The 12,317-nt window shown below is 63.8% G+C and carries 11 protein-coding genes and 1 pseudogene; 9 read left to right on the top strand and 3 right to left on the bottom strand.

The window, feature by feature from the left end; all coding sequences use genetic code 11:
- Positions 1-183: 183 nt before the first annotated feature.
- Together ACT6VE_RS12275 and tldD are read left to right on the top strand one after the other, a co-directional pair.
- Positions 184-618, top strand: a pseudogene (locus tag ACT6VE_RS12275) (invasion associated locus B family protein); the annotation flags it as partial.
- Between the two features lie 78 nt (positions 619-696).
- Positions 697-2,112, top strand: coding sequence for a metalloprotease TldD (tldD, locus tag ACT6VE_RS12270; RefSeq protein WP_444798881.1), 1,416 nt, complete (start codon positions 697-699; stop codon positions 2,110-2,112).
- On the opposite strand, the gene ACT6VE_RS12265 is transcribed toward tldD, so the two are convergent.
- Positions 2,109-3,014, bottom strand: coding sequence for a LysR substrate-binding domain-containing protein (locus tag ACT6VE_RS12265; RefSeq protein ID WP_069059564.1), 906 nt, complete (start codon positions 3,012-3,014; stop codon positions 2,109-2,111). The two genes, tldD and ACT6VE_RS12265, sit on opposite strands and share 4 nt — an antisense overlap.
- A 72-nt stretch (positions 3,015-3,086) precedes the next feature.
- Between ACT6VE_RS12265 and ACT6VE_RS12260 the strand changes: the two genes are divergently transcribed.
- Positions 3,087-3,245, top strand: coding sequence for a hypothetical protein (locus tag ACT6VE_RS12260; RefSeq protein ID WP_171902406.1), 159 nt, complete (start codon positions 3,087-3,089; stop codon positions 3,243-3,245).
- A 33-nt stretch (positions 3,246-3,278) separates the two neighbouring features.
- Positions 3,279-4,334 (top strand): polysaccharide deacetylase family protein, encoded by a 1,056-nt coding sequence (locus ACT6VE_RS12255; RefSeq protein WP_444798880.1) that lies wholly within the window; start codon positions 3,279-3,281, stop codon positions 4,332-4,334.
- A 6-nt stretch (positions 4,335-4,340) separates the two neighbouring features.
- Here the strand turns inward: ACT6VE_RS12255 and pdxH are convergent, their stop codons facing one another.
- A complete protein-coding gene (gene pdxH / locus ACT6VE_RS12250; RefSeq protein ID WP_444798879.1) occupies positions 4,341-4,961 on the bottom strand; it encodes a pyridoxamine 5'-phosphate oxidase in 621 nt (206 codons plus the stop codon).
- A gap of 44 nt (positions 4,962-5,005) precedes the next feature.
- Here pdxH and ACT6VE_RS12245 point away from each other — a divergent pair, with 44 nt between their 5' ends.
- From ACT6VE_RS12245 to ACT6VE_RS12230, 4 genes are all read left to right on the top strand, one after another.
- Positions 5,006-5,449 carry an RT0821/Lpp0805 family surface protein gene (locus tag ACT6VE_RS12245; RefSeq protein WP_444798878.1) on the top strand — a complete coding sequence of 148 codons (444 nt, stop codon included), beginning with the start codon at positions 5,006-5,008 and terminating at the stop codon, positions 5,447-5,449.
- 114 nt (positions 5,450-5,563) lie between these two features.
- On the top strand, positions 5,564-6,610 hold the full coding sequence (locus tag ACT6VE_RS12240) for a DnaJ C-terminal domain-containing protein (RefSeq protein WP_444798877.1): 1,047 nt from the start codon (positions 5,564-5,566) through the stop codon (positions 6,608-6,610).
- Between the two features lie 132 nt (positions 6,611-6,742).
- A complete protein-coding gene (gene fabI / locus ACT6VE_RS12235; protein ID WP_069059569.1) occupies positions 6,743-7,561 on the top strand; it encodes an enoyl-ACP reductase FabI in 819 nt (272 codons plus the stop codon).
- A gap of 22 nt (positions 7,562-7,583) precedes the next feature.
- Positions 7,584-8,165, top strand: coding sequence for a histidine phosphatase family protein (locus tag ACT6VE_RS12230; protein WP_444798876.1), 582 nt, complete (start codon positions 7,584-7,586; stop codon positions 8,163-8,165).
- 15 nt (positions 8,166-8,180) lie between these two features.
- Here ACT6VE_RS12230 and ACT6VE_RS12225 read toward each other — a convergent pair whose 3' ends face one another.
- Positions 8,181-8,441, bottom strand: coding sequence for a DUF1344 domain-containing protein (locus tag ACT6VE_RS12225; protein WP_069061489.1), 261 nt, complete (start codon positions 8,439-8,441; stop codon positions 8,181-8,183).
- Between the two features lie 276 nt (positions 8,442-8,717).
- Between ACT6VE_RS12225 and ACT6VE_RS12220 the strand changes: the two genes are divergently transcribed.
- Positions 8,718-12,266: a bifunctional diguanylate cyclase/phosphodiesterase gene (locus ACT6VE_RS12220; RefSeq protein ID WP_444798875.1), complete on the top strand. Its 3,549-nt coding sequence runs from the start codon at positions 8,718-8,720 to the stop codon at positions 12,264-12,266.
- Positions 12,267-12,317: the final 51 nt, after the last annotated feature.

Below are 12,317 nucleotides of genomic sequence, written 5' to 3'. Positions count from 1 at the left end.
TCAATCGGAAAGGAGCGCTTGGGGCTTTTCATTTCGCCGCCGCCCCTTCAAATATACCGCGACTGATTCGAGATTTTCGAGGTTTTCATGGGTTTTCCTTCCCTTTCCCGGCTGTCCCGGGCGGCATTTGGCCTCGCCGCGCTCGGGCTCGGCGCCGCGGCGCTTCCGTCCGCCTCAGTGGCCCAGCAGCCCGGCACGGTGAAATCGAACCATGGCGCCTGGTCGATCGTCTGCGATCAGCCGGCCGGCGCCTCCGGCGAACAGTGCGCGCTGATGCAGAACGTGCTGGCTGAAGACCGGCCGGAACTCGGCCTCTCCGTCGTCGTGCTGAAGACCGCCGACCGCAAGGCGAAGATTCTTCGCGTGCTGGCTCCCCTTGGCGTGTTGCTGCCGAACGGACTTGGCCTCAATGTCGACGGCAAGGATATCGGCCGCGCCTACTTCGTGCGCTGCTTCGCGGATGGCTGCTACGCGGAAGTGGTTCTCGAGGACGAACTCCTCAAGACCTTCCGCTCGGGCGCGACCGCCACCTTCATCGTCTTCCAGTCGCCGGAAGAAGGCATCGGCATCCCCGTCGACCTCAAGGGTTTCGGCGAGGGCTACGACGCGCTGCCGTAAGCAATCACCCGGCGGGCTTGCCGCCCGCCGCCGGGGGACTTACATGAAGCCCGTACATAAATGCTTGCGGAGCCTCTCATGAACACCGACCTCCTCTCCCTCTTCGATGCCGACGAGGCGTCCGTGCAGGCGATGCTCCGGGAGACGCTGAAAAACGCGGACGACGGCGAGCTCTTCCTCGAGCACGCACAGGCCGAGTCGCTCTCCTTCGACAATGGCCGCCTCAAGGGCGGCAGCTTCAACACCGACCAGGGTTTTGGCCTGCGCGCCGTTGCCGGCGAAGCGGTCGGCTATGCGCATTCCGGCGAGATGACGCTCGCCGCGCTGAAGCGGGCCTCCGATGCGGCCGGCGCCGTGACGCGTGGTTACTCCGGCGACTATACGGACGCGCCGCAGGGCACGAACCGCCAGCTTTACACCGCGGACAACCCGATCGGCGCGCCGACCTTCGAGCAGAAGGTGGCGCTGCTCACCGAGATCGACGCCTATCTGCGCGACAAGGACCCGAAGGTGCGGCAGGTGACGGCATCGATCGCCGCGAGCTGGCAGGTCGTCAACATCCTGCGCGCCGACGGACACCGCGTCACCGACGTGCGCCCGATGACCCGCATCAACATTTCCGTCGTCGCAGGTGTTGGCGATCGTCAGGAGACCGGCAGCTACGGCATCGGCGGCCGCACGACCTTCGACGCCTTCCTAACCCAGGAAAGCTGGCGGGCGGGCGCCGACGATGCGCTGCGCCAGGCACTGGTCAATCTCGAAGCCGTCGAGGCGCCGGCCGGCACGATGGATGTGGTGCTCGCCTCCGGCTGGCCGGGCGTTATGCTGCACGAGGCCGTCGGCCATGGCCTGGAGGGCGACTTCAACCGCAAGAAGACCTCGGCCTTCGCCGGCCTGCTTGGCGAACAGGTCGCCTCCAAGGGCGTCACTGTCGTCGATGACGGCACGATCGACAACCGGCGCGGCTCGATCACGGTCGATGATGAAGGCACCCCGTCGGCCTACAATGTGCTGATCGAGGACGGCAAGCTGGTCGGTTACATGCAGGACCGGCAGAATGCGCGCCTGATGGGCATGAAGGCGACCGGTAACGGCCGTCGGCAAGGCTATGCCTATCGCCCCATGCCGCGCATGACCAACACCTACATGCTCTCCGGCGACAAGACGCCGGACGAGATCATCGCCTCGGTGAAGAACGGCATCTACGCCGTCTCCTTCGGCGGCGGCCAGGTGGACATCACGTCGGGCAAGTTCGTCTTCGGCTGCACCGAAGCCTACCTGATCGAAAACGGCAAGGTAACGGCGCCGGTCAAGGGTGCCATGCTGATCGGCAACGGCCCGGACGCCATGCGCCGCGTCTCGATGGTCGGCAACGACACCAAGCTCGACACCGGCATCGGCAATTGCGGCAAGGCCGGCCAATGGGTGCCGGTCGGCGTCGGCCAGCCGCATCTTCGGATGGACCAGATCACGGTGGGTGGGACGAAGGCTTAAACGCCCTCCCCGCCTCCCACGCCAAAACTCTGCAACAGCCATTCCCGGAAGGCGCGCGCCTCCGGTGATAGGCGTTTGAAGTCGCGGGCGACCAGCCAATAGGCGCCAAAGGGAATCGAGATGTCGAAGGGCTGCACCAGGCGGCCCTCGGCCAGATCCTCGGCGGCGAAGGACCGGTCGACCAAGGCAACGCCGTGGCCACGTAGCGCCGCCTGCAGCACCAGATTGCCTTCCGTGAAAATCTGGGCGCGCCCGCGGGCCGCGTCCGGCAGACCTGCGGTGGCAAACCAGTGCTGCCAGGCGCTGCGGTTCTCCTCGTGCAGCAGGGTGTAGGCCAGAAGGTCGGCGGGTTCGTTCAGGGGCGGGCCATCCGCCAGCAGGCACGGCATCATCACCGGCACCATTTCCACATCCGCCAGGTGGTCGGCTACGGCCCGCGGCCAGGCCTTTGCATCCGCCCCGTGACGAATGGCGATCTCGGCATCCTGCGTGCGGAACTCGATAAGCCGCGCGTCGGAATCGACCACGACGTCGATCTCGGGATGGTCGGCATGGAAATCGTCGAGATGCGGCACGAGCCAGCAGGCGGCGAAGGAGGGCTCTGCGCTGATTTCCAACAGCCCGCCACCCCGGCGACCGCGAATTTCCGACAGGCTGGCATCCATGGCATCGAAGGCGCGGGACAGCACGTCGAGAAGTGCGCGGCCGGATGGTGTCAGGCGGACGTTGCGGTGGCGCCGCTCGAACAGCTGCTTGCCGAGTTCGGCCTCCAGCTCCTTCACCTGCCGGCTGACGGCGGCCTGCGACACCAGCAGTTCGTCGGCGGCAAGCGTAAAACTTCCAAGCCGGCCCGCCGCCTCGAAACTTCTCAGCGCCGTCAGGGGCAGCCGTCCGCGTTTCATCGCATAACCTCAAGTCATTCGAGATCGACGATAAACTCGTTTGAGCGAAAGAGGCAAGCGGGCGGACAATCCATGCAGTTCAAACGCATGGAGAACGAGACAATGTTCGACGCTGTCACAACCATCATGATGGAGGTGGTTCGCATCCTCACCTTCCAGTCCGGGCGGGCGGCACCGCCGCGCCACAGGAAAGCCGTTGTTAACCCATCGGATACCGACCGGATGCGATAACGGCCAGGAAACGACAGGAAAGACCGAAAAAACATGCCAATCCGCAATGTCATGCGCCAGGGGCTCAAGCGCGCCGTCATCACCGGCGGGCTGGAGTTTGCGCACTTTGCGGGCCGCGCCGGGCTGATGTCCACGGCGCGCGGCATGGGCGCGATCTTTACGCTGCATCATGTGCGCCCGAAGGTGCCGCACGTCTTCGATCCCAATGCGCATTTGGAAATAACCCCCGAATTCCTCGAGGCGGCGATCGAGCATCTGCGCGAGGAAGGCTACCAGTTCGTGGCGCTTGCCGACATGCCGGCGCGTCTTGCCATTGCGCGGCCCGGCGAGCGTTTTGCGGCCTTCACGCTTGACGACGGCTATCGCAACAACGCCATGCACGCCCAGCCGGTCTTTACCCGCCACAAGGTGCCGTTCACGGTGTTCGTGGCGCCGGGCTTCTGCTGCAAGACACATGGTATCTGGTGGGAGACGCTGACGGAGTTGTTGCGCGTGGCGCCGCATCTGGAGTTCGATTTCGGCACCGGCGCGGTCACCATGCCGCTTGCCACGCCCTTCCAGAAGCAGGCAGCCTTCAGCCGGATGACCCGCTTCGTTCAGGTGGAAACAGAGGAGGCGGCCGCGATCGAAAGGCTCGATACGGCCGCAAAGGCGCACGGCATCGATCCGATGATGATCACCGAACGGCTCGTCATGCGCGAACCGGAGTTGAAAAGCCTCGTGCTCAACCCCCTCGCCTCGATCGGCGCCCATACGGTCAGCCACCGGTCGCTGGCGCGCCTCAGCGACGAGGAAGCCCGCCGCGAGATGGATGAATCGGCCGACCGCATCGCCGCGATCATCGGCCACCGCCCGGAAACCTTCGCCTACCCCTATGGCGACCGCGCCGCCGTCTCGTCACGCGAACACCGCATCGCCAAGGAGCTTGGCTTCCGCCTCGCAGTGACGACGGAACCCGGCACGCTCTCGCCCCGCTCCTTCGACGCGCCGACGACGCTTCCCCGCATCTCGCTGAACGGGCTCTACCAGAAACCGAAATATGTCGGCGCACTGGCCTCCGGCATCCCGTTCCGGCTGCTGCGACGCTAGATTTTCTTACGGATACATCCGGACCTTCGTCCAGCCCTTGCCGTCTTCGGTACGACGGAATTCCACGCGGTCGTGCAGGCGGAAGGCGCGGTCGTGCCAGAACTCGATCGAGACGGGCTTTATCCGGAAGCCGGACCAGTATGGCGGGCGTGGGATGTTGCCGATCGCGTAGCGCGCGGTGTATTCGGCGACGGCCTTTTCCAGCGCGAAGCGGCTTTCGAGCGGGCGCGACTGTTTTGATGCCCAGGCGCCGATGCGGCTGCCGCGCGGGCGCGAGGCGTAATATTCGTCGGCCTCGGCGTCGGTGACGATCTCCACTTCGCCGCGAATGCGCACCTGGCGGCGCAGCGATTTCCAGTGGAAGCACATGGCGGCCTTGCGGGCGGAGAGCAGTTCCTCGCCCTTTCGGCTTTCGAAATTCGTGTAGAAAACGAAGCCGCGCTCGTCAAATCCCTTGAGCAGGACCATGCGCACGTTGGGCAATCCGGTTTCGTCGACGGTTGCCAGCGACAGCGCGCTCGCATCGTTCGGCTCGGTCTTTCCGGCCTCTTCCAGCCAGGTACCGAACAGGGAATAAGGTTCGTTTTCCTCGGTGAAGTCACCGCTTGTTAACGCGTTTTCGCTCATATTCGATTCAATGCCGATCTATTGGCTGCATGAAGCAGGTTGGAGTGGACGTCATAGCAAAGTCGCGACCGGAGACAAAGCCATACTGGGCGCGCTGCCTTGCGATCGTTGCCGTGATGACGTCCGGTGCGCTCGTATCCGGCTGCATGAGTGGCCTCGACCTGTTTGACGACAAGGTGGATACCATGCGCACCAGCGCCGTGCCGAACAGCGCGGAGCGGCTGACCGACGAGATCACCGTGCGCAACGCCGTGTCCTCCGCCGATCTTGCACGCACCGCCGGCGGCGCCATTCCCTGGGCGAATTCCGCTTCGGGCAGCGCCGGCGTGATCGGCACCATCGCGGAAAACCGCGACAATGCCGGCCGCACCTGCCGCGACTTCGTGACCACCAGACATTCCTATCAGGGCATCGCCAACTATACCGGCCGCACCTGCCTTGGCAGTTCCGGCGAATGGATGCTGCTCGCCTTCGACCTTCAGGGTTGAGGCCGCCTACCGGGTCTCGCGCGAAATCTTTGCGATTTCTCAACCCTGACCCGTAACCAGAGATTAGGACGTTCCTCGCTATCGTGACCGGCAAAACGTCAACGGGTGGAAGTTATGCGTGACCCCTATTCAGTGCTCGGCGTGAAGCGAAGCGCCGGACAAGATGAAATCAAGGCCGCCTGGCGCTCGGTCGCAAAAGCGGTGCATCCCGACCAGAATCACGACGACCCCAACGCAACCGTGCGCTTCACCGAGGCCGGCCGGGCCTATGACCTGTTGCGCGACCCGGACAAACGCAGCCGCTACGACCGCCATCAGCGCGAGGCCGAGCTTCGCCGCATGGAGCAGATGCGTCGCCAGCAGGCCGAGCGCAAGGCCCAGGCCGAAGCCCCGCCACGCATGGCGGACGAAGGCGCGGAAGACATGATCGCCCGCATCTTCGGCGTCGATTCCCGCGGGCAGCCGGCGGAAGCAAAACCGGAGGCCCGCCCGCAGCCGCAGGCTCAGCAGCCGACCGCCGCCACGGCACAGGATATGCGCAAGGCCAGCGGCGAGACCCCATTGGACGAGACGGCGCCGGCGCACGTCGCCGCGCCCGCGGCAGCGATCATCTCCGCCATCATCCGCCGCATCCGCGGCAGCCGCGCCAAGGTGGAAAAGGCCCCGGATCTCGTGGCCGACGTCACCGTCACGGTCGAGGATATCCTGAACCGGGTGCGTCCGACGCTTGAAACACCAGACGGACAGACATTGCGCGTGCCGATCGGCGCCGGCTCGACGGACGGCCAGGTGATCCGCCTTCGGGAAGCGGGCTATCGCCTCGAAAACCTGAGACGTGGCGATGCGATCATCACCGTGCGCGTGGCGCCGGGTCGTTTCCGCGTCGATGGCTTCGACCTGAAGGTCGACCTGCCGATCACCATCGAAAACGCCGTGCTCGGTTGCGAAACGACGATCGAGGGGCCTCTCGGATCCCTTCCCGTGACGGTGCCGGCCTGGTCGGGCTCCGACCAGAAGATCATCATTTCGGGCGAAGGCCTCGTCAAGGAAAACGGCGAGCGCGGCGATCTCATCGCCGAAATCCGCCTTTTGCTGTGGGAAAAGCCGGACGCCAAGATGATCGATCTCATGCGTTCGCTGCGCGAAGGCCTTTATCTTTAAGCCTTTTGTGACGCTTCGGTAAAACATGCACCCATTGTTACGGGTACTAACAGTTCCTGAAGCCTCCCGCGCTTGAACCACCGTGCCGCCTATGCCATAGGCAGTTTCGACTTTAAGTTCAGGGGGCAAACCATGGTTCAGGCATCTGGTCTGATGAAGGGCAAGCGCGGCGTCATCATGGGCGTCGCCAACAACCGTTCCATCGCCTGGGGCATCGCCAAGGCTATCCATGCACAGGGCGCCGAGATCGCCTTCACCTATCAGGGCGATGCGTTGAAGAAGCGCGTCGAGCCGCTGGCCGCCGAAATCGGCGCCGTGCTGGCTGGCGATTGCGATGTTTCCGACGAAGCGTCGATCGACGCGGTCTTCGACAATGTCGAGAAGATGTGGGGCAAGATCGACTTCATCGTGCACGCCATCGGCTTTTCCGACAAGGACGAGCTGACCGGCCGCTATGTCGACACGACGCCGGGCAACTTCGCCAAGACGATGCAGATCTCGGTCTATTCCTTCACGTCGGTCGCCCGCCGTGCGGAAAAGCTGATGACCGACGGCGGCTCCATGCTGACGCTGACCTATTACGGCGCGGAAAAGGTCATGCCGAACTACAACGTCATGGGCGTTGCCAAGGCCGCACTCGAGGCGAGCGTGAAATACCTCGCCGTCGACCTCGGCCCGAAGAACATCCGCGTCAACGCCATTTCGGCCGGCCCGATCAAGACGCTCGCGGCCGCCGGCATCGGCGACTTCCGCTATATCCTCAAGTGGAACGAGTACAACGCGCCGCTGCGCCGTACCGTCACCATCGAGGAAGTGGGCGATGTCGGCCTCTACATGCTGTCCGACCTGTCGCGCTCGGTGACCGGCGAAACGCACCATGCCGACAGCGGCTATCATGTCGTTGGCATGAAGGCCGTGGACGCGCCGGACATTTCCGTCGCCAAGGATTAAACGGACCACGGGACCCTCTGCCTTGCTTATCTACATGATCCGACACGGCCAGACCGCGTGGAATGCAGAAGGCAGGCTGCAAGGGCAGAAGGACATCCCGCTGAACGACACCGGCCGCAAGCAGGCGGCCGGTAACGGCACGGCCCTCAAGGGCATTCTCGGCAAGACGGTTTCCGATTTCGATTTCGTGGCAAGCCCGCTTGGGCGCACGCGCGAGACGATGGAAATCCTGCGCCGTGCCATGGGCCTCGATCCCCTCGCCTACCGCACCGATCCGCGCCTCGTCGAAGTCTCCTTCGGCGACTGGGAAGGCCATACGCTGCCCGAGCTTGCAGCGCAGGCACCGGAGCGCGTCGAGGAGCGCCGCCACGCGAAATGGAACTTCATCCCGCCGGGCGACGATGCCGAGAGTTACGAAATCCTCTCCTGGCGCATCGGTTCATGGCTTGCTGACGTGCACCAGCCGACCGTCTGCGTCAGCCATGGAGGCGTTTTCCGCGCGGCGTTCCGCCTGCATGGCATGGGTGAGGAAGAGGCGGCCAACACGCCGATCCACCAGGACCGGCTGCTGCGCATCGATGCGACCGGCATGCACTGGCTCTGACGAGCGGCTCAAACCCTACTGGATGATTTCGAGGTCGTTGATGACGCGCTTGCCATCCACTTCGGTGTAGAACACCAGCACCTTCACGCCCGGCGTCAGGCCTTCGAAATTGAACTCTTCCGGCGCCTGGTACTTCTTGCCGTCGTCCAGCGACAGGCTGAGGTTTGTCGTATCGACATTCGTGATGGTGGCCTCGACGTCGGCGCTTTCTGCCGATGCAGTCAGTGGCGAGAGGAAAACAGCCATAGCCATCAGCGCGGCGATCAGAAGGCGCATCGTGCGAATCCCTGGAAATGAATCGGTCTTTTTGCTGGCCATCAGATGCCCCCCAAATATGGCGAAATTTGCCCGCCCCCGCGGTCGTGTGAAATGGATGGCCGGAAAGACCCCGCGAATCAAGACGGGCGAAGCGCTCATCCCCCGGATTGTCGGACAAATGCGGCGCCACCGCCCGTTGCCGAGCGGAAATGCAAGTATTTCAGCTGCTTATAAATGCAATTTTAAGGAAACAAGCCGTACCGTTTTGCAACAATCGGGAACTGTCTTTTGCACTTGCCTGCCGCCCTTCGCCGTCATCTGGCGTCCATCGCAGAATGGGCGCGACCGTCGCTCGTCCCGGCGGCGATTGCCGGCTGCGTCATCCTGACGGCGGGCATCATCTACGAGCGGCAGAACGAACACATCCATCGCAACGAGTTGCAAAACCACGTCGCGGGCGACCTTGCGCTCGTCGGCGCCCGCCTGCAGAGCGAGGTCAACAGCGATGTGGCGGCATTGCGCAGCGTCGCCAACATGTTTGCCGTGGCGCCAGAGCAGGCGACCCTGCAATTCAACGTCTTCGCTCGCAAGCTGATGCTGCAGAACACCCATTTCCGCCGTGTCGGCGTCGCGCCGGGCGGCAAGGTCACACAGGCCTTCCCGCTCGACGGCAACCAGCATTATCTCGGCACGAATTTCAGCCGCTTCAACTCCTTCCGCATGGCCGCCCAAACGGACCGCTCGCGCGGGCGCCCTCTGATGTTCGGGCCGGTGGAATTCGCCAAGGGCGGGCGCGGCTTCAACCTCTTCATGCCGGTCTTCACCAATGTCGACGCCCGGCCTTACTTCTGGGGTTACATCGACGGGGTGATTGACGAGCGCAAGCTCTTCACCGATGCCGGCCTCATCGATCCCGACCGGCACAACCCGCCCGGCTTTTCAGCACATCCCGCCGATATCCAGCTGGCCATCCGCGATGTCAGCGTGCCGGACAACATTGTCGACCCCTTCTTCGGCGATGCCGAGATCTTCGAAAGCACGCCCATTGTCCAGGTGCTGGATTTTCCAGGCGGACGCTGGGAGCTGGCCGCCATTCCGGCGCAGGGCTGGCAGCATCCGCCGGAAAACCTGACGCAGATCCGGCTCATCATCATCGCCGCCGCTCTCATCATCATCGTACCGATCTTCCTGACCGGTGGCCTTGTCAGCGAGCGCCAGCGCAACATCGCCCGGCTCAGGGCGCGCGAACGTCAGGTAAAGTCGCTCTCGCAGCGCCTCGACATTGCGCTTGATGCTTCCAAGATCGGCATCTGGGAAATCGAGCTTGCAACCGGTGCGCGCAACTGGGATGCCCAGATGCACCGCCTGCACGGCTTTTCGGAAGACGCGACGCCGAACGATCAAGAATGGCGCTCGGTTCTACACCCGGACGACGTCGCCACTGCCAAGGCCCAGATGGACCTGATCGGCGCCGGCGGCAGCGACTACAAGTCGCAATATCGCATCCTCATGCCGGACGGCAGCTGGCACTATATCCGCAATGTCGGCTCGCGCCTCGCCGGCCCGAACGGCGAAGACAAGCTGACCGGTATCAGCTGGGACGTCACCGAGGACGTGCTGCTCAACCAGGCGCTGAAGACCGCCAAGGAACAGGCCGACATCCAGAACGCCGAGCTTGCCAAGTTGACGCAGCGCCTCGACCTGGCGCTCGATTCCTATGAATGCGGCCTCTGGGAGGCCGATCTGGAGGATGGGCTCACCCTGTGGGACGAGCGCATGCACCAGCTCTACGGTGTCATCAACACGGGAAACCGCATCACGCACGACACCTGGATCAACGCCATCCATCCCGACGACCGGGAGGAGGCGGAAGGCAAGGCCGACCAGACCATCCGCGAAAACGTGCCCTACATGCGCACCTCACGGGTCGTTCACCCCGATGGAACGATCCGCCATGTGCAGTCGGTCGGCAAGCTCCATGTCGGGCAGGACGGTCGCCGCAAGCTCGTGGGCCTCGCCTTCGACGTCACCAGCGACGTGCAGATGACTGCCCGCCTCAAGGAGGCCAAGGAGCGCTCCGAGCTGCAGAACACCGAGCTGGAGCAAACGACCCGCCGCCTCGACCTCGCGCTCGACTCCTACCAGTGCGGCCTGTGGGAAGCCGACCTGAACCGCGGCCGGACCTTCTGGGACCTCCGCATGCATCAGCTCTATGGGCTGACCTTCACTGACGGCATCGTTACGCAGGAAGCCTGGCTTGGCGCCATGCACCCGGACGACCGGGCAGCGATCATCGAGAACGTCGAACGCTGCATCGCGCAGGACCTGCCCTATGTGCACGAGGCGCGCGTCGTTCTGACCAGCGGAGAAATCCGCCATGTGCGTTCCGTCGGCAAGATCCACTATGGCCATGGCGCCACCCGCAGGCTCATCGGTCTCGCCTTCGACGTCACCGAGGATGTCGTACTGCGCGAACACCTCAAGGCCGCCAAGACGCAGACCGACGCAAAGAACGTGGAACTGGAACAGGCGAAGGTCCGCATCGAGCACAACGCCCTGCACGACCCGCTGACCAGCCTCGGCAACCGCCGCAAGCTCGACGACGAACTGACCGCCATCGCCGCACTCAGCGCGACGGCAGACGTGCGTGTCGGCATCCTCCATATCGACCTCGACCGCTTCAAGCAGATCAACGACACACTCGGCCATGCGGCCGGCGACGCCCTGCTCGTCCATGCCTCGCGGATATTGCGCGCCTCCGTGCGCGAAGGCGATCTTGTCGCCCGCATCGGCGGCGACGAATTTGTCGTGGTGGTGGCCGATACGACGGACGAGGCCTATCTCAGCGGATTGTCGCGCCGCATCATCACGCTGATGCAGCAGCCCGTCGAGTATGAAGGCCATCTCTGCCGCTTCGGTGTCAGCATCGGCATCGCACTTGCCGAAGGCCGGGCGGTCGACACCGCCAAGCTGCTGGTGAATGCCGACATCGCGCTCTACCGCGCCAAGGCGATGGGGCGCAACCGGCACGAATTCTTCACGCAGGCGCTGCAAGCCGAAATCATCTCGAACAAGCGCATCGCCGACGACATTCTGTCCGGCATCGAGAACAACGAATTCGTTCCCTACTATCAGCCGCAGATCGATGCCGGCACGCTGAAACTCGCCGGTGCCGAGGCGCTCATCCGCTGGAACCATCCACGCGACGGCCTGCTGACACCCGATCGCTTCCTGAAGATCGCCGAGGACCTCAACGTCATGGCGACGCTCGACCGCATCGTGCTGGAAAAGGCGCTGCTCGATTGTGCCCGCTGGGCGGCGCGGGGCCTGATCATGCCGAAGATCTCGGTCAACGTCTCCGCCAAACGCCTGCGTGACGAAAGCCTGATCGACAGCCTCACCGGCCTTTCCATCCAACCCGGCCAGATCGCCTTCGAACTGGTCGAATCAATCTTCCTCGACGAGAGCGACGATATCGTTCTCTCCAATCTCGAGCGCATCAAGGCGCTCGGTATCGACATAGAGATCGACGATTTCGGCACCGGCCATACCTCGATCGTCAGCCTGCTGAAGCTGAAGCCCAAGCGCCTGAAGATCGACCGCCAGCTCGTCGCGCCTATCCTGTCCTCGCGCGACGAACAGGCGCTGGTGCGCTCGATCATCGAGATCGGCCGTTCGCTCAACATCGAGATCGTGGCCGAAGGCGTCGAGACCATGGAACACGCCGAAATGCTCGGCCTGCTAGGCTGCGACCTCCTGCAGGGCTACGCCTTCGCCAAACCGCTTTCGCGCGACGACTTTCTGGCGTTTGGCCGCGAAATGCGCTGGAAACTGGCGTCTTAGGTCTCTTCCTTCAATCGGCGGCTTCCCCTCTCGTCGGGCAGGGTCCCTTCG

This window comes from Shinella sp. (assembly GCF_052438155.1).
Classification (GTDB): Bacteria; Pseudomonadota; Alphaproteobacteria; order Rhizobiales; family Rhizobiaceae; genus Shinella.
This window is presented reverse-complemented; position numbering and strand designations above follow the sequence as displayed.